Origin of the sequence: Streptomyces sp. NBC_01549, from assembly GCF_026339955.1 — a bacterium.
In the GTDB taxonomy this organism is placed as follows: Bacteria; Actinomycetota; Actinomycetes; order Streptomycetales; family Streptomycetaceae; genus Streptomyces.
In genome coordinates this window covers 1575283-1600665 of record NZ_JAPEPW010000001.1, presented here as the reverse complement: position 1 = coordinate 1600665, position 25383 = coordinate 1575283, and the positions used below count along the sequence as shown (strand labels likewise).

Here is a 25383-nt window from a genome sequence, read left to right as displayed (position 1 = left end):
CCTGTTCCGCTGCTTTGTACTGCCTGGCTCCGTAAACTTGGCGGATCCAGGACAAGTGAAGGCTGAGGCAGCGGCGCGTGGACGGACACAGTGCGGACGATCGGCTCCGGAAGCTGGCGAAGGCGTCTCCCAACTTCGGGCGCCTGTACGGGTACCAGCCCCTCCTGGCCATCTACGGCTCGCAGGCGGAGCTCACGGTTCTGACGAACCCGAACGCCGCCTACGTCAGCGCCGGGCAGTTCGGTGAGGTGCTGGCCGAGGAGTTCGTCACCCGTACGGGCACTCGGGTCGAGGGCACCAGCCAGTTCGACCGCCTCAACGCGCTCACGCGGGCAGGCGTGCTGGTCGGCTGGAGCCGTGACGCCTTCGACAGGCTCCGCCGAGGCCGCAACGACGCCGCGCACAACCACCTGTTCGACACGACGAAGGCACTCGAAGCGCTGAAGTTGTGCTGGCAGTTGGGTGATCTCTTCGACCGGGCCATGGGCGGCACACGGACCGTGGGCGCGTTCGTCCCGCCCTCGCTTCCGGCCGACGTGCAGTCGGCCGACCCCGAGGAGATCACGGAGCTCCAGGAGGCGCTGGAGGGGCATCGCCGCGCGCTGGCGGAGTCGCGCGTGAAGCTGTCGGAGACCAGTGACCGCCTCGAAGCGGCGAAGCGGGCCCGTGAAGAGGCCGAGGCCCTCATCGCCAGTGCGGAGCGGACCAAAACCGCGTATGCCGAACAGATCGAGGAGTTGCGGACGCAGGTCTCGGAACTGCGGACTGCCCACCAGCAGCAGTACGACCGAGAGCGTGTCCAGCCCCGCAAGGTCGCCTCCGCCGCCCGTGACGCCATCGTGGAGCGCGCGCAGCGCCCCGCGCCGCTCAACGAGGTGCAGGCGCGGAAGAAGATCGACGCGATGCTGTCCAAGGCAGGCTGGCTGATCCAGGCCAAGGCGGACGCCAACCCGCTGGCGGGCAAGGGTGTCGCCATCGAAGAGTTCACCCTGGCCACCGGCCGTGCCGATTACGTCCTCTACGTGGACGGGAAGATCGTCGGTGTCATCGAGGCGAAGCGTGAGGGAACGCCGCTCGCCGGAGCCCTCGCCCAGAACGAGCGGTACGCGGCGGGTGTGCTCAAGGAGCACGCGATGGCTGTGTGGCGCCGGGAGGAACCCTTCGCGTTCCGTTACGCGACCACGGGCACGGAGACGTACTTCGTCAACCGGGTCGACCCGCATGCCCGTTCCCGTGAGGTCTTCGCCTTCCACCGCCCCGAAACCATCGCCGCGTGGATGAAGCGGGCCGACGAGGATCCGGAGACGCCCACCTTCAGGGCGGCGCTTCGTACGAACATGCCGCTCCTGGAGACGCACGGTCTGCGCATGGCTCAGGTCAAGGCGATCACGGGCCTGGAGGACTCTCTGGCCGGCGATCGGCCGCGCGCCCTCATCCAGATGGCGACGGGCGCCGGCAAGACCTTCACGGCCGTCACGGAGACGTATCGCCTGCTCCGTCACGCGGGCGCCCGCCGGGTCCTTTTCCTCGTCGACCGCAACAACCTCGGCCGCCAGGCGCACGCGGAGTTCGACAAGTACCGCACGCCGGACGAGAACCGGAAGCTCACCGACCTCTACAACGTCGACATGCTGGGCCGCAGTGGGCTCCAGGAGACCTCGTCCGTCGTCATCTCGACGATCCAGCGGATGTACGCCCTCCTCAAGGGCGAGGCGATCGCGGACGAGCCGGAGACCGAGGACCGGGAAGACAGCGAGGGCACGACGGTCTCGACGCTGGACGAGACCTATGCGACGGACGAACCGATCACGGTCGAGTACACCCCGGACGTCCCGATCGAGTCCTTCGACGTGATCGTGATCGACGAGTGCCACCGCTCCATCTACGGCCTGTGGCGTGGCGTCCTTGAGTACTTCGACGCCCACCTCGTCGGCCTCACGGCCACGCCCACCCGCCAGACCAAGGGGTTCTTCGACAACAACATGGTCTCGCAGTACACGTTCGAGCAGGCCGTGGCCGACGGCGTCAACGTCGACTTCGACATCGTGCGTCTCAACACCGACCTGCGGGAGGACGGCGGCGCGAAGATCGAAGCGGGTACGACCGTACGCATCCGCGACCGCCAGACGCGCGCCCAGCGCTACGAGGAACTCGACGAGGACTTCGAGTACACCGTCGCGCAGCTCGGCCGCACGGTGATCACCGAGGACGAGATCAGGGCTGTACTGACGACGTACAAGAACAACTGGCAACGGTGGTTCCCGGGGCGTGCCGACCTTCCCAAGACCCTCGTCTTCGCGGCCGGCGACGACCACGCCGACGAGGTGCTCAAGCAGGTGAAGGAGGTCTTCGGGCGGGGCGACGAATTCGCGAAGAAGATCACGTACAGGTCGAGGGAGAACGGAGACGACCCCGACTCCCTCATCAACGACCTCCGTAACTCGCCGAGGCTGAGGGTGGCGGTGACGGTCGACATGATCGCCACGGGCACGGACGTGAAGCCGCTCGAATGTGTGATCTTCCTCCGGTCGATCAAGAGCCCGGTGCTCTTCGAGCAGATGAAGGGGCGGGGTGCCCGCTCCATCGACCCGGACGAACTGAAGGCGGTCACGCCGGAGGCGGCGCCGGACCTGACGAAGGACCGTTTCGTCCTGATCGACGCGGTGGGTGTAACCGACTCGCCTCTGGTGGACGCCCGGCCGCTGATCCCGGCGGGCGAGAAGGGCATCTCGCTGTCGAAGCTCCTCGACAAGGCCGGCACGCGGTCGCTGACGGCGGACGAGGCGGAGACGCTGGGGCGCCGCCTGGCCCGTATCGACCGTCAGCTCGGCGACGAGGAGAGGGCGCTCCTGGCCCAGACGTCCGGAGGCGCCTCCCTGGCCGACCTCGCGCGTCGCATCGCCGACGCGGTCGACGTCGACACCCAGGACCGTGCCCGCCACGAGGGCGGCCCCGAACTGGCCCGGAAGCTGGTCCAGGACGCGATAGCCCCGCTGACCGCCCGGCCGGAACTGCGCAAGCTGATCCTTGAGATCCGCCACCAGCAGGACCTGACGTACGACGAGACGACGGAGGTACGGGTCACCGAGCTGCGGGAGATACCGCGCGAGGAGAGGGCCCGCAAGGAGCTCGCCGAGTGGAACACGCTGCTCGAAAAGGAGCAGCGGGACGAGAACGCGGCGATCCGTGTCGCGCTGGGAAGCGGCTCGCGCCGCTTCACCCCGAGCGAGGCCCGGGACGCCCTGAGGGAACTCGCGGGCAGGATCCGCGCGACGAACCGTTCCTGGACGACGGGTGTCCTGTGGGACCACTACGAGCAGGTCGGCAAGGCCGCGGTCGGCCCCGGCAAGGAAGCCAGCCTCGGCGACCTCGTGCGGCTCATCCGCTACGAGCTCGGCGCCGACGACGAGCTGCGTCCGTACCGTACGGTGGTCGAGGAGCGCTTCGAGGGCTGGCTGCTGCGGCAGCGGCAGGCGGGCGTGGAGTTCACGGACGACCAGCTGTGGTGGCTGGAGCGTATAAAGAACGCCATTTCCCAAGACATCGGCATCGAGCCGGGGGACTTCGGACACGCGCCTTTCTCCGAGCGTGGCGGAGGCCGGGGCTTCATGCGGGCGTTCGGGGACAAGGATAAGGCGTTGGAACTGTTGGATGAGCTGAATCAGGAACTGGCTTGAGTGTGAGCGTGGACGGGGAGAGAGAGCTTCCGGCAGGGTGGGCTTGGGTCAAGTTGGACCAGGTTTGCGACGTGACTGGGGGAATCCAAAAGCAGGCCAAACGCCGCCCGGTGAAGAATAAATTCCCTTTCCTGCGCGTGGCCAACGTTGGGCGCGGTCGTCTTGACCTTGGTGACGTTCACGAGGTTGAACTGTTTGAGGGGGAATTGGATAGGTTTCGCCTGAAGGACGGTGACCTGCTCGTCGTTGAAGGTAATGGGAGCCCGGATCAAGTTGGCCGTGCTGCCACATGGCACGGCGCGATCAAGGATGCCGTTCACCAGAATCACCTGATCAAGGTTCGACCAACTTCTGTCATTGATCCCAAATTCCTTGAGTTGCTGTGGAACTCGCCTGATATCGCGTCTCAGTTGCTTAGAGTGGCTCAGTCGACGAGTGGTCTTTACACGCTGAGCACGTCGAAGCTGAATCGCGTGGAGTTCGCCCTGCCGCCGCTCGCGGAACAGCGCCGTATTGTCGATGCCCTCGAAGAGCAGCTGTCGCGTCTCGACGTGGCGATCATATCTCTGGGATCCTCTGCCGTACGCGGCGCGAACCTGCGCAAGGCGCTGGTGGCCCGGGCCTTCTCCGGAGCCCTGCTTCCCGATGACGGCGGTGCCCGTACGGCCCGTCCCCTCTTGGAGCGGGTGGACTCTCAAGTTTCCGCGCAGGCCGGTAAGAAGCGTTGGAGCCAGGAACGTGCTCCCGCACAGGAATGGCGCCAAGGCCTTCCAGAGGGCTGGGAATGGAGGACGCTGGGGTCGTTGTCCGTGCTGATTCAGTACGGCACCTCGGCGAAGGCCGAGGCTGCGGCCGTCGATGGTGCTGTACCCGTGATCCGGATGGGTAACATCCAATCGGGGAGCATTGTCATGGACAGCATCAAATACTTGCCAGGTGATCATCCGGACATCGATCCCATGCGACTTCAGGACGGAGACCTGCTGTTCAACCGCACCAACAGTGCAGAATTGGTTGGAAAGTCTGCGGTGTATCGGGATGTACTGGGTGAGGCTGCTTTTGCCTCGTACCTCATTCGTTGTCGTCTCGCGGACGGGATCGATCCCGACTGGGTGAATGCTTACGTGAACAGTCCCGGTGGGCGAAAATACATCAGGTCGGTCCTGTCGCAGCAAGTCGGCCAAGCGAACGTCAACAGCGCTAAGCTGGCGATGTTCCCTATCCCTGTTCCTCCGGCGGAGGAACAGGCAAGAATCATGGAAAATCTGCGAGAGTGGTACCGCCTGCTAGAACATTCTGACAAGGGACGAGAAAGCGCGAAACTGCGGGCGACGGGACTACGTGAATCGCTGCTCCGTGCAGCGTTCGCCGGCACACTCACGCAGCAGTCGCCAGATGATGCGCCCGCCGCCGATCTCCTGGACCGTATCGCTGCCGAGCGCGCCGCAGAAGCCAAGCCCAAGCGCACCCGAAGCGGTACTCACCGGCGGACGGTGGAGGCATCCGCCGCAGCACCGGGCCCCGCCCCCGAGCCAACCCCCGCCCCCGCCCTCGCCGTACAGCAGGAGTTCGACCTGTGACCGTCCCCGCAGACGCCCAGCAGCCCGACACAGAGGCCCCCGAGACGGCCAAGGTCGCCGCCCAGACCAACACGCTGGTCTCCAAACTCTGGAACTACTGCAACGTTCTCCGTGACAACGGCATGTCCACCATCGAGTACGTCGAGCAACTGTCGTACCTGCTCTTCCTCAAGATGGTCGACGAGTTCGAGAACGACCCGTGGGACGGGCGCGACATGAGCGGAATCGTCCCCGCCGAGTACAACTGGCAGTCCCTCGTGGGCAAGCGCGGTGCCGAACTGGAGAGGCACTACCGCGACACCCTTGAGCACTTGGGCCGCCACCCCGACACCACCATCGGCACGATCTTCGCCGACGCCCAGAACCGGATCACCAAGCCTGCCCTTCTGGAGAAGCTGGTTGTCGACCTGATCGGCCAGGAGGAGTGGACCGTCAAGGGTACGGACCTCAAGGGCGATGCCTATGAGGGCCTGCTCAGCAAAGGCGCCTCGGACACCAAGACCGGCGCCGGCCAGTACTTCACTCCCCGTGCGCTCATCGACGCCATGGTCGACGTCGCCCAGCCCGGCCCGGACGACACCATCACCGACCCGGCGTGCGGTACCGGTGGCTTCCTCATCGCGGCCCACTCCTACATCCGCGACCACCACATGAAGAAGATGTCGCTGGACGAGCGAAAGGCGTACGACGGCGGCCGCAAGATCTGGGGCAACGAACTCGTCACCGGCACTGCCCGTCTCGCCGCGATGAACATGCTTCTTCACGGCATCGGCAAGAGCGACGGGCCCAGCCTCATCCACGTCGGCGATGCCCTAGCCGACAAGCCCAGTGGCAAGCACGCCACCCTCGTTCTCGCGAACCCTCCCTTCGGCCGCAAGTCCGCGATCACCGTGATCGGTCAGGACGGCGATGTCGAGAAGGAGGACATTCAGTACGACCGTGACGACTTCACTGCCACGACCACCAACAAGCAGCTGAACTTCCTCCAGCACATCATGTCGCTCACGGCAGTTGGAGGGCGCGCCGCTGTCGTCCTGCCGGACAACGTGCTCTTCGAGGGCGGGGCCGGTGAAAAGGTCCGCCGCAAACTGCTCGACGAGTTCGACCTTCACACGATCTTGCGCCTGCCGACCGGCATCTTCTACGCGGGAGGCGTCAAGGCCAACGTCCTCTTCTTCGACAAGAAGCCCCCGCGCGCTGACGGCAAGCCGCACACCACCGAGACCTGGTTCTACGACCTCCGTACCGGCCAGCGCTTCACGCTCAAGCAGCGCCCGCTCACCCGGGTCCACCTGGACGACTTCGTGGCGGCCTACCGCGCTGGCGAGCCAAGGTCGTCCCGCGTCGAGTCCGAGGACGAGAATGGGCCCTTCAGGAAGTTCAGCTACGAGGACCTGATCGCTCGCGACAAGGTCAACCTCGACATCACGTGGATGAAGGACCCCGCGCTCGACGACGCCGATAGCGGTCTGGCGCCCGAGGTGATCGCCGAGGAGATCGTCCGCGACCTCCAGTCCGCTCTGAACGAGTTCACGGCCATCGCCCGCTCCTTGGGCGGCGAGGTCGACGTACCGCAGGCCGAGGTCGAGTAAGTCGGTCCGTCGGTCAGTCTTCGGACGTGTACGACACGAAGTCGGCCCACGCCCCCGGCGTAAGCATGAGCCGGGGGCCAGCGGTGTTCTTGGAATCGCGGACGTGCACCGTGCCGGGAGTGGTGGCGATCTCGACGCAGGAATCGCCGTCGGGGCCACTGCTGTAGCTGCTCTTGAACCACTCCAGTGCGAAGGTGGGCCTGGCAGTGGACTTGTGGATCATGTTTCTCCCAGCAGTTGCTCGATGAGGGCCAGCGACTCCCCGGGCGGGAGAGCCTGGGCCCGGATGGTGCCGTACCGCAGCTCAAGGAGGCGCAGCTGCCTCAAGTCGGAGACCGGACGACCGTTGAAGGCGCCGTCGGAACGTCCGACGGCCGTGCCGTCCTCGAACTTCAGCACTTCGATTCTGCCGCTCATACCAGGATGCGCTCCACTGTCCATGGGCATGATCTGAAGGGTGACGTTGTTCAACCGTCCCACCTCCAGCAGGCGTTCGAACTGCTGTTGCCGCACCATTGTGCCTCCAACCTTGCGGCGGAGCGTCGCCTCTTCCAGGACGAACCCAAGGGCGGGCGCGGGCGATCGGTCGAAGACGGACCGCCGAGCCACACGGGCGGCAACCCGGCGCTCCAAGTCTTCCGGCGAATAGGCCGGCTGCCACGATTCCAACAGGGCTCGCGTGTGCTCCGGCGTCTGCAACAGACCGGCGATGTTGCTGCTTTCGTACACTCCGATCTCGACCGCCCTGGCCTCCATCTGCGCCAGATCCCGCACCTTCTTCGGGTACCGAACCCTCTTCACGTCCTCCTTCATCGCCGAGAGCAGCCCACCCGCCCTTAACACCTCGTCGGCCTTGTCCAGATACTCGGGCTGAGGAATCCTCTTCCCGCCCTCGATCTTGTACACCATGTCCTCGCCGTACCCCACCGCCTTCCCGAACTCGGCGGCCCGCATCCCCACCGCCTCCCGCCGTAGCTTCAGCTGCCGCCCGACGGTCGCGACGACCGCCACACCCCAGTCGTCGTCCGGGTCCACCTCCCAACCCGGCTCTTCTGCCTCGCCCTTGAGCCGTACCGCTTCACCGTCCACCTGCTGCATCGCGCGCCCCTCCGTCGTACCACCGTGCCTCAACGCCCCTTACCCGTACGACCGTTCCGGACTGGCCGGACACCACCGGACAACGTCCGGACAGTCACCGTACGCATCGGCTTCGTCACTGTTCACGGTATGCGCACGCCGCCACGCTGAGTGACGTGAATCAAGAAACAGCCGTCTCCGAGGTCCACCCCGTCACCCCCATCCGCAACTTCAGCGTGCTCCTGTCGCCGACGCCACGCGGTGCCCGCCTCGGCCGTCTTCTCGCCACCGAGCAACTCCGCACCTGGGGACTCCCCATGGACCGGGCGGCGCACGTCGTCGCCGAACTGGCGGCCAACGCGGCGACGCACGGGCGCGTCCCGGGCCGTGACTTCCGGCTCACGCTCTACGTCGTCGCCGACACGCTCCGGATCGAGGTCAGCGACACCCGCGGTGACCGTCTTCCGTACGCCCGGCACTCCACCCCCGACGCCGAGTCCGGCCGCGGTCTCGTCCTCGTCGACGCGTTGGCCGACCGTTGGGGCTGGGCCCCGGGGCCGCCTCCGCGCAAGACGGTATGGGCCGAGCTGGACCTCGCACCGGAACCCAGCCGCCCGTGCTCCGGCGCGACGGGCGACCTTTACCAAGAAACACCAGGGTGAAAGAACCCGACCAAACCCCACCTCCCGCTGAAGGTCCCCGTTGGACCTCCGCTCCGACCCGCATGGCCGAAACCCGTACGCACCGTTGAACGCGCCTGTGAAGCCTCGGAAGATGGTCATGAGCGGATGACGCGATGCCGGTCTTTCGAGGCCGGTGGAACGGGGGGTGAGCGGTGTTGATGGGTGGCGGCGCGGTCGTGAGCGGTGACCGATGAGGAACCGTGTGCAGGTCGCGATCCAGATCATGCTGGCGCTGGTCGCCTGCTTACTCGGGATCGCCACCAACTACGCGACCAGCACCGACAAGGTTCCCTGGGCACTGGAGGCGATTCAGCGGTTCTCCGTTCCGGCCATCGGCGTGCTGATCGTGGCGCTTGTGGCCGGGCAGGTCGTCGTCTACCGGTTGGAGCATCCCGCGCCGCCCCGGAGCGAGTGGCCGAGGGAGCGGGTTCCGTATCCGGGTCTCGACGCGTTCGACGAGGACGAGGCAGCTGTCTACTTCGGCCGGGAGGCACAGGCAGCCGAACTGACGCGCAGGCTGCACGCCACCGCGACCCGCCCCGCGGAACGGTTCCTGGTGCTGGTCGGGGCGTCCGGCAGCGGAAAGTCTTCGCTGGTCAGAGCGGGGGTGATGCCCAGGCTTCGGGCGCGCCGCTGGACTGTCGTGCCGGCCTTCGTCCCCGGACCCAATCCGCTGGGCGCCCTCGCGGCAGCGCTGGCGGCCGCCGCCGACGGGCAGGAATCGGCGAGCGCCGTACTGCGCAGGCTGCGCCAGGGGCCGGACGCCCTGCGAGCCGAGCTGTCGCGGCTGCGTGGCGGCCGGTTCCGGCGGATACTCCTCGTGGTCGACCAGTTCGAGGAGATCGTCACTCTGGCGGGCGAGCGCGAACGCGCCCAGTTCCTCGAAGCGCTGAGTACCTGCGTGGAACAGGACCCGGCGGTCCGTGTACTGGTCACCCTCCGGGTGGACCTGCTCGGCAGGCTTCTCGGCATCGGACAGGCGGAACTCCTTCAGCACCCTGTCGCCATCGGCACCTTGGGCAGAGCGCAGCTCGTCGAAGTCGTGGAGCGTCCTGGGGCCCTCGTCGGCCTGGGCTTCGAGCCCGGAGTCGTCGACTCCATCGTGAGCGAGACCGGGACGGATGACGCGTTGCCGCTGCTCGCCTACCTCCTCCAGGAGTTGTACTTCGCCTCCGGCCCAGGCGGGACGGTGACCGAGGAGCTGTACCGGCGGCTTGGCGGAGTACCCGGCGCGCTCGCGCGCCAGGCGGACAACACCGTGACCGGGCTCGGTGCGGGCGTGGGCATCGACGCCGTCCTCCGCGTCCTGCTCAGGTTCGTCACCGTCGAGGGGCAGGAGGTGGCCCGCCGCCATGTGCCGCTGTCCGAACTCGACGAACGGGACCGCCATGTCGTCGATGCCTTCGTCGAGGCACGGCTGCTGCGCACTGGCGTCACGGGCGGCGGTTCCGTAGCCGGCGGCGAGCCGTTTGCGCAGGTGACGCACGAGGCGCTGTTCCGACAGTGGGCCCCTCTGCGGCAGGAGGTCGAGGCGCGGGCCGAACGACTCCGTGAACGCGCCGAACTGGAGCGGTGGGCGGCCGACTGGGAGCGGGCCGGACGCAGCGACGACTATCTCCTTACCGGCGAACGCCTCACGGCTGCCCGGCGCTGGTTGGAAGCGCTGGAAGAATCCGGGCAGGCGTCCACACCCGCCCGCGCGCTCGTCGAGTCCTCGCAGCGCCGCGACCTGACCTTCCTGAGCCAGGTCTCCGACAGTATCGGCCGTCAGGTTCTGCTGAGCGCGGAGAGTGAACCGGAGCGTTCCCTGTTGCTTTCGCTCGCCGCGCTGGGCGAGTGCGCGCCCACGCCCTCGGCCCGGCGCGGACTGATGGCGGCGCTGGCGGCGAGTCACCTCCGCTCCCGGCTCGACGGACACACGGACACGGTCCGGCACATCGCCTGGTCCCCGGACGGGCGCATGCTGGCCACGGCATCCAGGGACGGCACGAGCCGCGTGTACGACGCACCGTCCGGACGTCCCTTGCTGGTGCTGCCGTGCGACGGCGTCATGGTGGAGTCCGTTGCCTGGTCACCGGATTCGGCGAGGCTTGCGACCGTCGGCCGTGACCGTGTCGTACGGATCTGGGATGCCGTCTCGGGGGAGCCGGTCGATCTGCTCACCGGGGCCGGAGATCTCAACAGACAGGTGGCCTGGTCGCCGGACGGCCGACATGTCGCTGCAAGCTCCAAGGACCGGATCGTACGGGTCTGGGAGGCTGGCACAGGGCGGCTCGTACACGAACTGCACGGACACGGCGAAGATGTGTGGGGCGTCGCGTGGTCGCCGGACGGCAGCCGCCTAGCCTCCGCCTCCCACGATCAGACCGCGATCGTCTGGGACCTGACGACAGGGACGGCGGCCACCACGCTCACCGGGCACTCGGACTTCGTGGAGGGCATCGCCTGGTCGCCGGACGGACGACACATCGCCACGGGCTCCGGGGACCACACCGCCCGCATCTGGGACGCCGGGACCGGTGATCTGCGCCTGTTGCTGCGAGGGCACACCGACTACGTGTGGAACCTGGCCTGGTCGCCAGACGGACGGATGCTGGCCAGCGCCTCCTCCGACCACACAGTGCGCATCGTCGACACGGAGAACGCCAAGGTCCTGGCGGTGTTGCGCGGCCACGCGGACACCGTGTGGGGGGTCTCCTGGTCCCCCTGCGGGACGATGCTCGCCACCAGCTCCACCGACGGCGCCGGCATGGTGTGGGACCTGCGCCCGCGTGGTGCCGAGGTCGTCGTGGCCGACGGGCATCGAGGTCCGGTGAACCAGGCCACGTGGTCCGGCGACGGCAGTCGTTTCGCCACGGCCTCGGACGACGGCACCGTACGGGTGTGGCACGCGTTCACCGGCGTTTCTGCCGGACTGGTGACCGAGGTGGAGGACCGGGTCTGGGGCGTCGCCTGGGCGCCGCAGGGGGAACGGCTCGCGTTCGGCACCAACGACGGCCTGTTCCGGATCACAGACGGGCGCGGCGGCACGCTGTTCGAACGACAGGGCGAGGTCGTCGAAGGGTGTGCGTGGTCTTCGAACGGCGGCCGGATCGCCACTGGTGGCCATGACGGCGCCGTGCGTGTCCTGTCCGCGTCGGACGGGACCGAGCTGTTGAAACTGACGGAACATCAGGACTGGGTGGGGCGCGTGGCCTGGTCGCCGAGCGGACGGCAGCTCGCCAGTTGTTCCGACGACCGTACGTGCCGACTGTGGGACATCGGCGAGGGGCGGCAGTTCACAGTGCTACGCGGCCACGACAACTACGTGGAGGACGTGAGCTGGTCCCCAGACGAGGCGAGGATTGCCACCGCTTCCGGCGACTGGACGGCCGCCGTGTGGGACGTCCTCACTGGACGGCGCATCGAGGTGCTGAGGGGGCACGAAGGACGGCTTCGCGCGGTGGCCTGGTCACCGGACGGACGGCACATCGCCACGGGCGCCGACGACCGCACCGTACGGGTCTGGTCCGCCACCACCTTTGAGGAGATCGCCGTCGTGGGTGTGCACCAGGACAAGGTGACCTCTGTTGCCTGGTCCCCGGACGGCGCACGGCTGCTCACGGGATCGGCCGACGGGACAGCGCGGGTATGGAGGGCGGAGCCCGACCACGACCGGCTGGAGGCGACCGCCCGCGGAAGGGTTTTCCGTACCCTCACTCACGAGGAACGGCGGCAGCATCTGCTGCCGCTCGACCCCGTGTGACCGTGTGATCAGTAGGCCGGTTCGACCGTGAGCTCTTCGGTGCGGACAAGGTAGTCGTCCGGGTTCAGGCCCATGGCCTCGCGCGCGGGCGACGACCAGTACAGTGCGTTGCGCTCGGCGAAGGTCTCCGGGCCCTCGTACGAGATCAGCCAGACGAACTGGTTCCTCTCGCGGTCCACCCAAGCGCCTCCGATCGCGAACCCCAACTCCAGCCGCAGCGGAACGATTTCGCTCCGCCACCGCTCCACCCACTCGTCGAGCAGGCCGTCCCGGACTGTGTACGTACGCAGTTGTGTGGTCTTCGGCATGGCAGACATCCTCTCCAAGGGGCGAAGTCCGTGCGCCACCGGAACCCGCCTGCTCGTGTTTCGGTGTCAGGGACGGTCTTTCCCAAGGAACTCAAGGTGAAAGAACCCGACCAAACCCCACCCCTCCCGCCCGTGGCGCCCGCTCACTCGCGCGAGTGAACATCACCGACTCGGCTGGATTCAGGGGCCGTTGCCTGCCCTACGCTCGGCACAACACAACCGCAGACATGCGACGGCCCCCGCCGGGACGCCAATCCCAGTGCGAGGGCCTGACCACCGAGGAAGTAGGAGCTTCCCGATGGATACGCAGAACCCTAGCGTGCCGCCGCGCGCCCAGCCCCGTGTTGCCACTAAGAACCACGCGAACCGGCGCCCCGTGCATGCCGGCGGCCTCACCCACGACAACACCCGCCACACCACCCGCTTACGGTGATCGGCAACCACCTCGCCCAGCACCCCGAGCTGTCGGGGCTCGCGATCGGACTGGGCGTGCACATCCAGTCCCTGCCCAGCGGCGCCCGCGTCGACATCAAGACCCTCGCCGCCCGCTTCCCCGAGGGCGCGACGCGTATCGCCGCCGCTCTGCGCGAGCTCGAAGCCCACGGCTACCTGCGCCGCGCCCGCGAGCGCGTCCCCGGCGGCCGTATCGTCACCCGTACGGTCTCCTGCAACCAGCCAGAACGACGTGGCGAGGACGTGCCCGTACGCCCCGCCCCTGCCCGTCCGGCGGCGACCCGGGAAAAGCGTGAGAAGCGCGAGCGGCGCGCACCCCGCAAGCCCCTCCCTGCCGTACCACGCCCGGTCTGTCCCGCCCCCGCGCTCCTTCAGGCCGCCACAGACCTGCTCGCCGACCTCCGCCGCGACGACCCCCGCCTGCTGCTCTCCGCCTGCGACACGGCCCACCTCGCCCCCGGCGTCGCCGCCTGGCTGGAGCGCGAGGTCAGTCCCGGTGCCGTACGCCACGCGCTGTCCAGCGACCTGCCACCCGAAGGACTCCGGCGTCCGGCCGCCCTCCTGGCCCACCGCCTCGCCGCCCAGCTGCCGCCTCCGCCGCCGTTCCGCGCGCCCGCACAGCCGCCAGGCATCCGGCACCCGCTCCAGACCTGCGACGGCTGCGAGCGCGCCTTCCGTGCTCCTGAGCCCGGCCACTGCCGGGACTGTCGATCCGACCTCTCGACGGCAGCCTGATGCGAAGCCGCCGCCGTGTCCCGTTCTGCCACCAGCCCGCCCCGATACGCTGGCCGGGGCACTCACTGGAGGACACCATGGGCACTCAGGCCGACCACGGACACGAGCTGATCCCCCGTCCCGAGCTGACTCCCGATGCCCTGCGTGCTGCCCTTGCCGTCGTCGCTCCAGGTCGCCTGGACGAGATGCAGGCCATGAAAGATGAGGCCTTCGCCAACGCAGTCGAGTGGCAGTCCCTCAGTCCGGTGCAGAGCTGGGTCCTTATCTGGGCCAGGGAGATCGAGATCGCCCGTCGCCCGGATCTGTCCACCCGCTATACCCAGGCGGAGAACAATCTGGAACACGAGGATCCAGCCATCGCGCGGGAAGCCCTTCGCGAGCTGAGTGCGGTCCTCGACGAGGCGATGAAGGCAGTTCGCGAGTGAGCTGGAAATGGGAGTACGCCTTCGGTGCCGAAGAGGCCGCCCGAACCGCTCCCGCAGACTTCCTCGCCGCTGTGGAACTCAAGGCGAACGAACTGGTCAGGGCAGCCGAAGCACTTCATGTCCACGGTCGGGCCCATGACGGGATCGACCCGAAGGGACACGAAATGATCGTCACCGGCGGCATGTTCAGGTACCAGGTCGTCGTGCGCAGCGAGCGTGTCTACGTCGTCCAGATCACCTATCTGGGCTTCTGAACGCACCGCATCCGGAGAGGTGTGATCCGGAAACCGAGGGGCCGGAATCGGTCACGTTGGTTCGAGCTGATCCGTCTGGCTTGACTGGCCCCCGTACGGCTCGGGAATCGTACTCGTAGAGATCGTGGTGAAGAGTTCGTACGGGGGTTGCGCATGGCCATTTCCAGACCACAGACGCGTCAGTTCGAGGCGTTCATGACGAACCTGTCGTACGCCCGGCGCATGGTCGAGGCGGGCAGGATGCTCACCCCGTTCAAATCACCCACGATCGACATCGACGACTTCTACCGGGCGGCCTGGGTTCAGGCCGTCGCCGCCATCGACCACTGGCTTCACGAGGAGGTGCTGCGCCGGGTCGCCGAACTGGCGGCCAAGGACAGCCCTGACATGCCGTACCAGCTGCGTGTGTATGAATTGCCATTGCATCGGGTCGAGGCGGTACGGCGCGGCGACGTCACTCTGCCCGATGCCGTCGTCGAGCATCTGCGCGACAAGCTTGCGGGCCAGGCGCTTCAGCACCCCGGAAAGATCTCCGAGGTGCTCAAGCTCGTGACGGAGAAGAAGGTCTGGTACGAGGCGGCGGGACGGATCAACGACTGGTTCCAGGGCCGTACCACCCTGAACGAGAAGAAGCTTCGCAGTCGCTATCTGGAGATCACTCAGCGGCGCAACAAGATCGCCCACGACGCCGACCTGATCGACGGCGATCTCAAGCAGCGCCGTCCGATCGACGAGGCCGAGGTCACGGACGCGATCGACTGGATCGAGCGGATCGCGCTGGCCATCGCCCACGTGCTCGACGACGAGGGGTGACAGGCGGCCGGGGCAGGTCGGACGGTGGGGCCGGGCGCCTCGTAGGGTGGGTTCCATGACGGAACTGCCCGACCGGCGTCTGCTCCTGGTGCACGCGCACCCGGACGACGAGTCGATCAACAATGGCGCGACCATGGCCAGGTATGCGGCCGAGGGCGCCCATGTGACGCTGGTGACCTGCACCCTCGGCGAGGAGGGCGAGGTCATCCCGCCCGAGCTGGCGTATCTCGCGCCCGACCGCGAGGGCGGGCTCGGCCCGCACCGGATCGGCGAGCTGGCCGCCGCCATGAAGGAGCTCGGGGTCACCGATCACCGCTTCCTCGGCGGCCCCGGGCGTTTCGGCGACTCCGGGATGATGGGCCTCGAGCAGAACCACCGCGCGGGCGCCTTCTGGTCCGCCGACGTCGACGAGGCCGCGGAGTACCTGGTCGAGGTGATCCGCGAGGTCCGCCCCCAGGTGCTCGTCACCTACGACCCCGACGGGGGCTACGGACACCCGGACCACATCCAGGGCCACCGCGTCGCCATGCGCGCCGTCGAACTGGCCGCGGACCCCGCCGTCCGCCCCGGCCTCGGCGCGCCTTGGGAGATCACCAAGGTCTACTGGAACCGCGCCCCGCGCACGGTCGCCGAGGAGGGCTTCCGGCGGCTGCGCGAGGTGCTGCCCGGGCTGCCGTTCGAGGAGTCCGCCGCCATGGACGACGTACCCGGCGTGGTCGACGACACGGTGGTCACCACCGCGATCGACGGGAGCGCGTACGCCGCCGCGAAGGCCGCCGCGATGCGGGCGCACGCCACCCAGATCGAGGTGGCCGAACCCTGGTTCGCGCTGTCGAACGCACTCGCGCAACCGCTGTTCACCACCGAGTACTACGAGTTGGTGCGCGGGGAGCGCGCGGGACCCGGTCGGGAGACCGACCTCTTCGCGGGGATCGAACAGGGCTCTACGGGGACCGAGCAGGGAAAGGCGGACGCGTGATGAGCATGTCGGGACAGCGGGGGAGCGCGCTCGCCCAGCCGCTGCAGCGGCCCTCGGCCGGGCGGATCGCGGCCTACCTGGGCCTGTTGCTGCTCGGCGCGGTGGTCGGGGCCGCCGGGACGCTGGTGCAAGCCGCCTGGTTCCCGGGCGGGTTGCTGCTCGCCCTGGCCGGCGGGGCCGGGCTCTTCCTGGGCGGATCGCGGGCGACCGGCTCCCGGGCCGGTGCCGTCGCGCCCGCCGTGGGCTGGATGATCGCGGTCGTCCTGCTCACCTCCACCCGCCCGGAAGGGGACTTCCTCTTCGGCGCGGGACTCGGCTCCTACCTCTTCCTGCTCGGTGGGATGGCTGTGGCTGTGATGTGCGCCACGCTTGGTCTGGGGCGGCAACCGGACGGCTCCGCCGTCCGACTTGGGAAGTGACGTACCGGTTCGCCGTAGCGGACAGGTGCGGGTCCCGTGCGAGTTTCCTGGGCGGGCGAGGTTTGCGCGCCGAATATGGCCAGTATGGTGGTGCGCGCCGCCGAGCTGCCCGAGATGAGGTCGAGTAAACGGGCGGCGGAGCCAACCGGGAGAACCTGCCTTGAGTCGTGAAACTGACAGTTCGTCCTCCGGGCCCAACGGGCGCGGTGGAGCCGCGTACCCGTCGGGGACGCCCCCCTACGGAACCCCCACGGCTTCCGAAAACGGTGCCGACGCGGGCCGTTCGGCCACCGGCACCCCGCCGGAGGAACGTAAGACCGAGACCACGCTGACGACACGGATCCGGATCAACATCCCCGGATCGCGGCCCATCCCGCCGGTCGTCGTACGCACACCGGTCGGGGACGCCGAGTCGTCCGCCGAGCCCGCCGGTCCCGCGGGAGCCCCCGCGGAGGCGCAGCGTGCCGTGAGTGCGCCCGTGGCAGCGGCCACGGCCACCGAGCCCTCGGCCGAAGCCGCCGTCGCGGGCGGTGCTCCGGCCAGGGATAAGACCAGCGACTGGTTCGCACCCCGCAAGTCCGGTGCGCCGGGCGGTGCTTCGGGCGGCGGGTCCACCAATGGGGCGGCCTTGCCCACCGGTTCGGGACCCGCGGGTCCCGCGGCGCCGCAGGGCGCGGGCGCGCCGGGCGGCAACGGCACCGGCGGTACGCGGCCGGGTGCTCCCGGCGGCGCGAACGGCGCCGGTCCCCTGGGCGGCGCGGGCGGTGCCCGGCCGGGTGGGGCGAACGCGCCCCGTCCCGGGAGCGGCGGTACGAACGGTGCCGGACTGCCCGGTGGTGCCACCGGCGCCGGACCCGTGGCCCCCGGTCACGGCGGCGGCACCGGCTCCTTCGACGTCTCCGCGGCGCTGGGGAACACGGCCTCCTTCCCGGCCATAGGAAGCGACGGTCCGGGCGGACCGGGTGGCCCCGGCGGACCGGGTGGCCCCGGCGGACCGGGCGGTCCCGGAGCGGCGGGTGGCCCTGGAGGGCCGGGTGGCGAACCGCGCCGCGACGACCTCCCGTACTTCGCGGAGAACTTCTCGGACAACGGCCGTGGCGGCCCCGCGGGCCCGACGGGCGGTCCGGTCACCGGCGACGGCCCGATGGTGCCGCCGGCCGGCCCGGGCGTGGCTCCGGGCAGCCTGGCCGCAGGGCGGCCCGGCGGGCACGGTGCGCCCGGCCTCGGCACGGGCTACCCCGGTGGCGGCCTCAGCGACGACACCGCGATCCTCACCCCGCAGAAGCCCGCGCCCGAGCCGGGCGGCCAGGGCTACGGCGGCCCCGTGGACAACGTCTCCGGGCACACCCTGACCAGCGGCATCCCCGTCGTGCCCACCTCCCAGAACTCCCCGTTCGGGCCGGGCGCGCACACCGACGGACCGCTGCCGCACACCCCGCCGAAGGCGCCCGAGCCGAAGCCCGCCGCCTCCTCGAAGAAGCCGGCCAAGAAGAAGGGCCGCAGCAAGCTGACGCTCCTGGTCGTCGGCGTGGTGTTCATCGGCGGTGGCGTCTACGGCGCCGGGCTGCTCATGAACCGCTCGGACGTCCCCAAGGGCACCACCGTGCTCGGCGTCGACATCGGCGGCGGCACCCGCGACGAGGCCGTCAAGAAGCTCGACGACGCCTTCGGGGCGCGTGTGAACAAGGCGCTCAAGCTGTCGGTGGACGGCACCACGGTCTCGCTCAAGCCGGACCAGGCCGGGCTCCAGTTCAATGCCCAGGACACGGTCCGCGCCGCCGCGGGCAGCGACTACAACCCGGTCTCCGTGATCGGCTCGCTGTTCGGTCAGCAGCGTGTCGTCGAGCCGGCGATGCCCGTCGACGCGGAGAAGCTGCAGGCCGCCCTGGAGCGCACCGCGAGCGGTTCCGGTTCGGCGAGTGACGGCACCATCAAGTTCGAGTCCGGCAAGGCCGTCGCCGTGTACGGCAAGGCGGGCAAGGGCATCGACGTGGCGGCCTCGACCCAGGCCGTCAAGGACGCGTACCGCGCCCAGGTCGAGACGGACGCCAGCACCCCGGTGAAGGTCGCCACCACGACCCGTCAGCCGACCATCTCGAACGCCGAGGTCGACCGGATGATGAAGGAGTTCGCCGAGCCCGCGATGTCCGCCCGCGTCACCATTCAGACCGACGCGGCACACAGCATCCCGTTCGGCGCCCTGTCACTGCCGAAGATCCTCGGCTTCAAGGCCGTCAACGGCAAGCTCGTGGAGACGTACGACCTCACGGCGCTCAAGGCGGCGTACGGCGCCACCTTCGACGGCGTGCAGATCCAGACCGCGAGCGGGAAGCGCGCTGTCACGCCGCAGGACGTCGTCACCGCACTGGGCAAGGCCCTGCGCGGCAAGACGGCGGCGGAGCGCGTCGGGGTCATCGGCAGCAAAGCGAGCTGACCTCCGGTCGTCCGGATGAACGGAGCCCCTGCCCGCGCCGGGCAGGGGCTCCGTCGTCGCGGCACGGAGTTCCGCGCGGCATGACATCTGTCATGCGGCACCCAGGACCGTCGGCACTGCCGGGCACCGGGCCCTCGCGGCCACGATGGTCCCCATGACGACAACAGCGGCGCCCGCCACCGTCCCGGTGGTCGGGTTCGATCAGGTGAGCAAGAGCTACGGGAACGTACGGGCCGTCGACGGGCTGACGCTCGACCTGCACCCGGGCGAGACCGTCGCCCTGCTGGGTCCCAACGGGGCCGGCAAGTCGACCACGCTGGACCTGCTCCTCGGCCTCAAGCACCCCGACACCGGCGCGGTCCGGGTGTTCGGCGCCGGCCCCCGCGAGGCGATCGTCGGCGGCCGGGTGGGCGCCATGCTGCAGAGCGGCGGCCTGATGGACGAGGTCACGGTCGGCGAGCTGGTGAAGCTGGCCTGCGATCTGCACCCGAAGCCGTACAAGGTCAGTGACGTGCTGGCCCGCGCGGGCATCTCGCAGATAGCCGACCGCAAGGTCAACAAGCTCTCCGGCGGCCAGGAACAGCGCGTCCGCTTCGCGCTCGCCACGGCCGGCGCCAACGACCTGATCGTCCTGGACGAGCCCACCACCGGCATGGACGTCTCCGCCCGCCAGGCCTTCTGGGCCACCATGCGCGAGCAGGCCGACCAGGGCAGGACCGTCCTGTTCGCCACGCACTACCTGGAGGAGGCCGACGCCATAGCGGACCGCGTCCTCGTACTGCACCGGGGCCGCCTGCTCGCCGACGGCACCGCCGCCGAGATCAAGGCGAAGGCCGGCGCCCGCCGTATCGCCTTCGACCTGGAAGCCCCCATCGACGAGGCCCCGCTGCGCGCGCTGCCCTTCCTGACCTCGATCGACATCTCCGGGCACACCGTCCGCATCCAGTCCTCCGACGCCGACGCGACCGTACACGCGCTGTACGGGCTCGGCCTCTACCCCCGCAATCTCGAAGTCGCCGGGCTCGGGCTCGAGCAGGCCTTCGTCGCCATCACGGCCGCCGAGGAGGCGAAGTCACGGTGAACAGCCTCATCAAGCTCGAGATCACCCGCGCCCTGCGCAACAAGAAGTTCCTGTTCTTCTCGGTGGTCTACCCCTCGGCCCTGTTCCTGCTCATCGCGGGCAGCGCCGACAGCACCACCGAGGTGGACGGCACCGGGCTCACCCTGCCGACCTTCTTCATGGTCTCCATGGCCTCCTTCGGCGCCCTGACCGCCGTCCTGATGGGCAACAGCGAACGCATCGCGAAGGAACGCGAGAGCGGCTGGGTACGGCAGCTCAGGCTCACCACCCTGCCGGGCCGCGGCTATGTCCTGGCGAAGACGGCCAGCGCCGCCGTGATCAGCCTGCCGTCGATCGTGGTCGTCTTCGCGGTCGCCGCCGCCGTGAAGCACGTACGGCTGGACGCCTGGCAGTGGCTCGCGCTCACCGGCGCGATCTGGGCCGGCAGCCTCGTCTTCGCGGCGCTCGGCGTGGCCATCGGCTATCTCGCGAGCGGCGACGCGGTCCGCCCGATCACGATGATCCTGTACTTCGGGCTCTCGGTGCTCGGCGGACTGTGGATGCCCACGACCACCTTCCCCGACTGGCTCCAGAAGATCGCGTCCTGGCTGCCCACGCACGCGTACGCCGCCCTCGGGCGGTCCATCGAGCTGGGCGACGCCCCGCACGCGAAGGACCTCGTCATCCTCGCCGTCTCCTTCCTCCTCTTCGCGGGCGGCGCGGCATGGCTGTACCGGAAGGACACGCTGAAGGCGTGAGCAGCGTCGGCATCGGGCAACGCCCGCAGAATCGCAGGCAGATGATGGTCAAGGCCGTCTGGACCGGCATCTGGCTCGTCTATCTGAGCGCGCCCGTCAGCGACCTGGTGCACGGCGGCCACAGCACCGGTGTCGTCGTGCTCGGCTGGTGCGGCCTGGTGGCCTTCGTCGGGTGGTACGGGGCGCTGGTCTTCCGCACCGGCCGCGGCGAGACGACGCCCTTCGTGCTCGTCTCGCTCTGGGTCCTCGCGGCCGAGGCCGCCCTGCTCTCCTTCACCCTGGGGCGGGAGTGGCTCGTCCTGTTCGTGTACGTCTCGATCGCGTCCGGCGCGGTGCTCCCGCTGCGGATGGCGCGCTGGGCCATCCCGGCGGTCTCCGCCGTGCTGACGGCGATCGCCCTGATCGTCCCGGGCGGCAAGGCGTATCTGGCGGGGCTGCTCATCCCGGCGTTCCTCGGCGGGTTCGCCATGACCGGCGTCCGCGAACTGATCCGCACGACGATCGCGCTGCGCGAGGCCCGTGCGACGGTCGCCCAACTGGCCGCGAACGAGGAGCGGCTGCGCCTGGCCCGCGATCTGCACGACCTGCTGGGCCACTCGCTCTCCCTGATCACCCTCAAGAGCGAGCTGGCCGGCCGGATGCTCCCCGACCACCCCGAGAAGGCGGCGCAGCAGGTGGCCGACATCGAACAGGTCAGCCGTCAGGCCCTCGTCGACGTGCGCGAGGCCGTCACCGGCTACCGGCGGGCCCGGCTGTCCGGCGAACTCGCGGGCGCACAGGTCGCGTTGACGGCGGCGGGAGTCACCGCGGAGCTGCCCGCCGAGCCGGACCTCACCGACGTCGCCGAGGAGAGCGAGTCCGCGCTCGCCTGGGCGCTGCGGGAAGCGATCACCAATGTCGTACGGCACAGCGGGGCCCGGCGCTGCACCGTGGAGCTCGTGCGCCGCCAGACACTGGACGGCCCTGTGCTCGAACTGAGCGCGGAGGACGACGGTTCGGGCGGCTCGGGCCACGGTCCGGGCAACGGTCTGACGGGGCTGACCGAGCGGCTGGAGAAGGTGGGCGGAGCCCTGGAGGCGGGCCGGGTGCGGCACGGCTTCCGGCTGGTCGCACGGGTGCCGACGCAGGCCCCCTTCGAGGCCGCCGATCACCCCGTAGGATCCGGTCCATGAGCCACACGATCAAGGTCCTGCTCGCCGAGGACCAGTCGATGGTCCGCGAGGCGCTCGCCGCGTTGCTGGGCCTCGAGCCCGACATCGAGGTGGTCGCCCAGGTGGCGCGCGGCGACGAGGTGCTGGCCGCGGCCCGCGCCCACGACGTGGACGTGGCGCTCCTCGACATCGAGATGCCGGGCAGGACGGGCATCGAGGCGGCGGCCGAGGTCCACAAGGAATTCCCCGGCATCAAACTGCTCATCCTCACGACCTTCGGCCGCCCCGGCTATCTGCGCAGCGCGATGGAGTCCGGCGCCGACGCCTTCCTCGTCAAGGACGCCCCGGCGGCGCAACTCGCCGCGGCGGTCCGTAAGGTGCTCGCCGGCGAACGGGTCATCGACCCCACCCTCGCGGCCGCCGCCCTCGCCGACGGCGCCAACCCCCTGACCGACCGCGAGCGCGAGATCCTCCGCGCGGCGGCCGACGGCTCCACCAACGCCGAACTGGCCACCGCCCTCCACCTCTCCCAGGGCACGGTCCGCAACTACCTCTCCACAGCGATCCAGAAGCTGGCGGCCCGCAATCGCGCGGAGGCGGTCCGGATAGCACGGGAGAAGGGCTGGTTGTAATCACCGTCGAGGCAGGCGCCCCTGAAAGGGGCGCGGGGCTGTGACATTATGCGGCTCCGCCGCGTGGGCGCGACCAGCCGAATCGGACCTGTAGTCGCCCTCTGTCCCCAAAGCCCCACGGCGCGAAGGCGACCTCAGTTCAACATCGCCCGAGCCGCCCGAGCCTGCCCCCGAACCTTCTCCGCCGTAGGCGGATCCACCGCGGCGACCACATCGGCGTAGGCGTCCAACTCCGCCGCCCCACCCAGGAAATCCCCCCGCTGCACCAGCAGCTGAGCCCGCTCGTACCGCAACCGCGCGGGATGCGACGGCAGCACCAGCGACAACTCCACGGCCCACAGGGCGACATCCGACCGTTCAGGCCGCGCCGCCGCCCAGGCCCGGACGTTGTTCAGGATCCGCACGACCACGTCGAGCGGAGGGGCGGGGACGAGCACCGAGGGATCGAGAGGCGCACCGGTGGCCCCCTGCACGAGCAGCTCCGCATCGGAGCCGCTCAGCACCCGCCCCCCGTCGAAGGGATCGGCGAGCACCTGTTGCTCGGCCGGTCCGAAGCCCACCACGAAGTGCCCGGGCAGGGCGACCCCGTACACCGGCGCGCCGGCCCGCCTGGCCACCTCCATCCACACCACGGAGAGCAGGATGGGCAGCCCGCGCCGCCGCCGCAGCACCGCGTGCAGCAGCGACGACTCCAGCCGTTGGTAGTCCCCGGGCGAGCCCCGGAACCCGCAGCGCCCGCCGAGCAGCTCGGCGAGCGCGCTCGCCCAGGACAGTGCCGTACCGGGCCGGAACGGCAGCTGACCGGCGAGCCGGTCGAGTTCGATCTGCGCCGCGTCCACTCCCGCCTCGTCCAGTGTTCCGTCCGCCGCCGCCCCGATCAGCAGACACAGCGCCGCCAGGTCGGGCCGCTCGGACCGGGCCTCCTCGGCGAACATCCGGCGGACCTCGGCGGCCCGCTCCGGCTCCGGGGGATGGGGGGAAGGCATGGCGGTCTCGTACCCCTTCACGACGGTGGACGGCGGTCGCCTGAGGATGCCTGAGGCGCGCGGTAGTGGTGGTAGGCGTGATGCGCGGAGAAGCCCATTCCTGCGTACAGCGCCCGCGCCCCCGCGTTGTCCGTCTCCACCTGGAGCCAGGCCGCCGAGGCGCCCTCGTCCAGGGCACGGTGGGCGAGCGCGGGCATGACGACGGTGGCGAGGCCCCGGCGCCGCTGGGCGGGGTCGACCTCGACGGCCGAGAAACCGGCCCACCGCCCGTCGACGACACACCGCCCGATCGCGGCCGGAGGCTCCCCCTCCGCACCGGGCACCGTCGCGAACCACACCGAGGGCCCGCTGCCCAGGACGCGCAGCGCGACCTCGCTCAGCCCCTTGCGCTGGTAGCGGCCCAGCCACGCCTCGTCGGCCGCACGGGAGAGGACGACCTCGGGGCCCCCGGAGACCTCACGGTCGGCGAGGGGCGCGAGCGCGCCGATCCACAGCTCGGCGCTCACCTCACGCGCCCAGCCGCGCGCCTCCAGCTCCGCGCACAGCAGCTCCTGCGCGCCCTCGGCCCCGGTCGCGGTCTGGACGTAGGCGGGCAGGCCACGGGCCGCGTACCAGTCACGTACGCACGTCAGCGCCTCGTCGAGCGGCACGCCCGGGTCTCCGAGCGGCAGCACGGAATTCGCGCGCCGGGTGAACCCGGAGGCCGCCCGCAGCTCCCAGTGGCCGAACCGCTCGCTCTCCACCGGCTGCCAGGCCCGCGCGGCGACCCGCGCCAGCTCCTCGTACGAGGCCGCGGGGCCCCGCCGACGCTCCGGGGCGGCCGGTACGACCTTGCCCGCGACCAGCGAGGACTCCGGAATCCGGACGCTCTCGCCGCCCCGTCGTGTGATCAGCAGCACACCGTTGTTCCATGATGTGAGAACACCGACCGTGTCGGTGAACTTCTCACCTTCGGCGGCACCTTCGATATCTATGATCATCCGCCGAACAGAGACACGTTTGCCCACGTCAGCAGCGGTGATTCGGACCTCGAGACGCCCAGCCGCAGAGATTTCCACAGGTCAGTTCACCCCTCCTGTATGGATCACGCCCCGGAACGGAGATACTAGGTGCGGGCATCGACGACGCCGCGCTCCCGCGCGCCAGGCGGCGGAGCCTATGGAGGCCCGCCAGCGCCCTATCGAGGAGGAACGACAGCGTGACCTACGTCATCGCGCAGCCTTGTGTCGACGTCAAGGACAAGGCGTGCATCGAGGAGTGCCCGGTCGACTGCATCTACGAGGGCTCCCGGTCCTTGTACATCCACCCGGACGAATGCGTCGACTGTGGAGCCTGTGAGCCGGTGTGCCCGGTCGAGGCGATCTTCTACGAGGACGACACTCCCGAAGAGTGGAAGGACTACTACAAGGCGAACGTCGAGTTCTTCGACGAGCTCGGCTCGCCCGGCGGCGCCAGCAAGCTCGGTCTGATCGAGCGCGACCACCCCTTCATCGCAGCGCTGCCGCCGCAGAACCAGTAAGCGGCCGCACCTACGCGCCGCCTCGGTCCCGTACGGCCCGATTCCCTCGATCGCCGTACGGGACCGAGGCGTTTGCCGTAGCAGCCCGTACCGGCCACAGGCA

Annotated in this window: 21 protein-coding genes and 1 pseudogene; 17 read left to right on the top strand and 5 right to left on the bottom strand. The window is 69.4% G+C overall.

Features of this window, described 5'->3' with window-relative positions; all coding sequences use genetic code 11:
* Positions 1–77: 77 nt before the first annotated feature.
* The 3 genes from OG819_RS06810 to OG819_RS06800 are packed head-to-tail and all read left to right on the top strand — an operon-like array spanning position 78 to position 6849.
* Positions 78–3677 carry a DEAD/DEAH box helicase family protein gene (locus tag OG819_RS06810; protein ID WP_266648468.1) on the top strand — a complete coding sequence of 1200 codons (3600 nt, stop codon included), beginning with the start codon at positions 78–80 and terminating at the stop codon, positions 3675–3677.
* A 2-nt stretch (positions 3678–3679) separates the two neighbouring features.
* On the top strand, positions 3680–5257 hold the full coding sequence (locus tag OG819_RS06805; RefSeq protein WP_323139328.1) for a restriction endonuclease subunit S: 1578 nt from the start codon (positions 3680–3682) through the stop codon (positions 5255–5257).
* Positions 5254–6849, top strand: coding sequence for a class I SAM-dependent DNA methyltransferase (locus OG819_RS06800; protein WP_266648467.1), 1596 nt, complete (start codon positions 5254–5256; stop codon positions 6847–6849). The genes OG819_RS06805 and OG819_RS06800 overlap by 4 nt, the downstream gene beginning before the upstream one ends.
* Before the next feature lie 13 nt (positions 6850–6862).
* On the opposite strand, the gene OG819_RS06795 is transcribed toward OG819_RS06800, so the two are convergent.
* Together OG819_RS06795 and OG819_RS06790 are read right to left on the bottom strand one after the other, a co-directional pair.
* Positions 6863–7072, bottom strand: a complete 210-nt coding sequence (locus tag OG819_RS06795) for a DUF397 domain-containing protein (protein WP_266648466.1) — start codon at positions 7070–7072, stop codon at positions 6863–6865.
* Entirely contained in the window at positions 7069–7947 is an 879-nt protein-coding gene (locus OG819_RS06790) for a helix-turn-helix transcriptional regulator (protein ID WP_266648464.1), read from the bottom strand. The genes OG819_RS06795 and OG819_RS06790 overlap by 4 nt, the downstream gene beginning before the upstream one ends.
* Positions 7948–8102: 155 nt before the next feature.
* On the opposite strand from OG819_RS06790, the gene OG819_RS06785 reads away from it, so the two are divergent.
* Together OG819_RS06785 and OG819_RS06780 are read left to right on the top strand one after the other, a co-directional pair.
* Entirely contained in the window at positions 8103–8588 is a 486-nt protein-coding gene (locus OG819_RS06785) for an ATP-binding protein (RefSeq protein WP_266648462.1), read from the top strand.
* A 223-nt stretch (positions 8589–8811) separates the two neighbouring features.
* Positions 8812–12354 carry an AAA family ATPase gene (locus OG819_RS06780; RefSeq protein ID WP_266648460.1) on the top strand — a complete coding sequence of 1181 codons (3543 nt, stop codon included), beginning with the start codon at positions 8812–8814 and terminating at the stop codon, positions 12352–12354.
* Positions 12355–12362: 8 nt separating this feature from the next.
* Here the strand turns inward: OG819_RS06780 and OG819_RS06775 are convergent, their stop codons facing one another.
* A complete protein-coding gene (locus tag OG819_RS06775; protein ID WP_266648458.1) occupies positions 12363–12662 on the bottom strand; it encodes an NIPSNAP family protein in 300 nt (99 codons plus the stop codon).
* A 298-nt stretch (positions 12663–12960) separates the two neighbouring features.
* Between OG819_RS06775 and OG819_RS06770 the strand changes: the two are divergent.
* The 11 genes and pseudogenes from OG819_RS06770 to OG819_RS06720 all read left to right on the top strand — a co-directional run bounded on the left by OG819_RS06770 (position 12961) and on the right by OG819_RS06720 (position 22775).
* Positions 12961–13850: pseudogene (locus tag OG819_RS06770) on the top strand (helix-turn-helix domain-containing protein).
* A gap of 77 nt (positions 13851–13927) precedes the next feature.
* Positions 13928–14275: a hypothetical protein gene (locus OG819_RS06765; RefSeq protein WP_266648456.1), complete on the top strand. Its 348-nt coding sequence runs from the start codon at positions 13928–13930 to the stop codon at positions 14273–14275.
* On the top strand, positions 14272–14529 hold the full coding sequence (locus OG819_RS06760) for a hypothetical protein (protein ID WP_266648454.1): 258 nt from the start codon (positions 14272–14274) through the stop codon (positions 14527–14529). Before OG819_RS06765 ends, OG819_RS06760 begins: the two co-directional genes overlap by 4 nt.
* A 153-nt stretch (positions 14530–14682) precedes the next feature.
* Positions 14683–15342 (top strand): hypothetical protein, encoded by a 660-nt coding sequence (locus OG819_RS06755; protein ID WP_266648452.1) that lies wholly within the window; start codon positions 14683–14685, stop codon positions 15340–15342.
* A 55-nt stretch (positions 15343–15397) separates the two neighbouring features.
* Positions 15398–16321, top strand: a complete 924-nt coding sequence (gene mshB, locus OG819_RS06750; protein WP_266648450.1) for an N-acetyl-1-D-myo-inositol-2-amino-2-deoxy-alpha-D-glucopyranoside deacetylase — start codon at positions 15398–15400, stop codon at positions 16319–16321.
* Positions 16321–16740 carry a DUF6113 family protein gene (locus OG819_RS06745; protein WP_266436298.1) on the top strand — a complete coding sequence of 140 codons (420 nt, stop codon included), beginning with the start codon at positions 16321–16323 and terminating at the stop codon, positions 16738–16740. Before mshB ends, OG819_RS06745 begins: the two co-directional genes overlap by 1 nt.
* 160 nt (positions 16741–16900) lie before the next feature.
* Entirely contained in the window at positions 16901–19174 is a 2274-nt protein-coding gene (locus tag OG819_RS06740; RefSeq protein WP_266648449.1) for a hypothetical protein, read from the top strand.
* A 154-nt stretch (positions 19175–19328) separates the two neighbouring features.
* Positions 19329–20255, top strand: coding sequence for an ABC transporter ATP-binding protein (locus OG819_RS06735; protein ID WP_266648448.1), 927 nt, complete (start codon positions 19329–19331; stop codon positions 20253–20255).
* A complete protein-coding gene (locus OG819_RS06730; protein ID WP_266648447.1) occupies positions 20252–20992 on the top strand; it encodes an ABC transporter permease in 741 nt (246 codons plus the stop codon). The genes OG819_RS06735 and OG819_RS06730 overlap by 4 nt, the downstream gene beginning before the upstream one ends.
* Positions 20989–22164 (top strand): histidine kinase, encoded by a 1176-nt coding sequence (locus OG819_RS06725; protein WP_266648445.1) that lies wholly within the window; start codon positions 20989–20991, stop codon positions 22162–22164. The genes OG819_RS06730 and OG819_RS06725 overlap by 4 nt, the downstream gene beginning before the upstream one ends.
* Positions 22161–22775, top strand: coding sequence for a response regulator transcription factor (locus OG819_RS06720; RefSeq protein ID WP_266648443.1), 615 nt, complete (start codon positions 22161–22163; stop codon positions 22773–22775). The genes OG819_RS06725 and OG819_RS06720 overlap by 4 nt, the downstream gene beginning before the upstream one ends.
* 134 nt (positions 22776–22909) lie before the next feature.
* Here OG819_RS06720 and OG819_RS06715 read toward each other — a convergent pair whose 3' ends face one another.
* Both OG819_RS06715 and OG819_RS06710 read right to left on the bottom strand, forming a co-directional pair.
* Positions 22910–23761, bottom strand: a complete 852-nt coding sequence (locus OG819_RS06715; protein ID WP_266628293.1) for a transglutaminase-like domain-containing protein — start codon at positions 23759–23761, stop codon at positions 22910–22912.
* 17 nt (positions 23762–23778) lie between these two features.
* Positions 23779–24819: a GNAT family N-acetyltransferase gene (locus OG819_RS06710; RefSeq protein WP_266648441.1), complete on the bottom strand. Its 1041-nt coding sequence runs from the start codon at positions 24817–24819 to the stop codon at positions 23779–23781.
* A 140-nt stretch (positions 24820–24959) separates the two neighbouring features.
* On the opposite strand from OG819_RS06710, the gene fdxA reads away from it, so the two are divergent.
* A complete protein-coding gene (gene fdxA / locus OG819_RS06705) occupies positions 24960–25280 on the top strand; it encodes a ferredoxin (protein WP_018089397.1) in 321 nt (106 codons plus the stop codon).
* Positions 25281–25383 lie beyond the last annotated feature (103 nt).

What these genes read in the sequence shown, in the direction of transcription:
- OG819_RS06795 (WP_266648466.1), bottom strand. Translation starts at nt 7,072, where the DNA reads ATGATCCACAAGTCCACTGCCAGGCCCACCTTCGCACTGGAGTGGTTC.
- OG819_RS06790 (WP_266648464.1), bottom strand. Translation starts at nt 7,947, where the DNA reads ATGCAGCAGGTGGACGGTGAAGCGGTACGGCTCAAGGGCGAGGCAGAA.
- OG819_RS06775 (WP_266648458.1), bottom strand. Translation starts at nt 12,662, where the DNA reads ATGCCGAAGACCACACAACTGCGTACGTACACAGTCCGGGACGGCCTG.
- OG819_RS06765 (WP_266648456.1), top strand. Translation starts at nt 13,928, where the DNA reads ATGGGCACTCAGGCCGACCACGGACACGAGCTGATCCCCCGTCCCGAG.
- OG819_RS06755 (WP_266648452.1), top strand. Translation starts at nt 14,683, where the DNA reads ATGGCCATTTCCAGACCACAGACGCGTCAGTTCGAGGCGTTCATGACG.
- mshB (WP_266648450.1), top strand. Translation starts at nt 15,398, where the DNA reads ATGACGGAACTGCCCGACCGGCGTCTGCTCCTGGTGCACGCGCACCCG.
- OG819_RS06745 (WP_266436298.1), top strand. Translation starts at nt 16,321, where the DNA reads ATGAGCATGTCGGGACAGCGGGGGAGCGCGCTCGCCCAGCCGCTGCAG.
- OG819_RS06735 (WP_266648448.1), top strand. Translation starts at nt 19,329, where the DNA reads ATGACGACAACAGCGGCGCCCGCCACCGTCCCGGTGGTCGGGTTCGAT.
- OG819_RS06720 (WP_266648443.1), top strand. Translation starts at nt 22,161, where the DNA reads ATGAGCCACACGATCAAGGTCCTGCTCGCCGAGGACCAGTCGATGGTC.
- OG819_RS06715 (WP_266628293.1), bottom strand. Translation starts at nt 23,761, where the DNA reads ATGCCTTCCCCCCATCCCCCGGAGCCGGAGCGGGCCGCCGAGGTCCGC.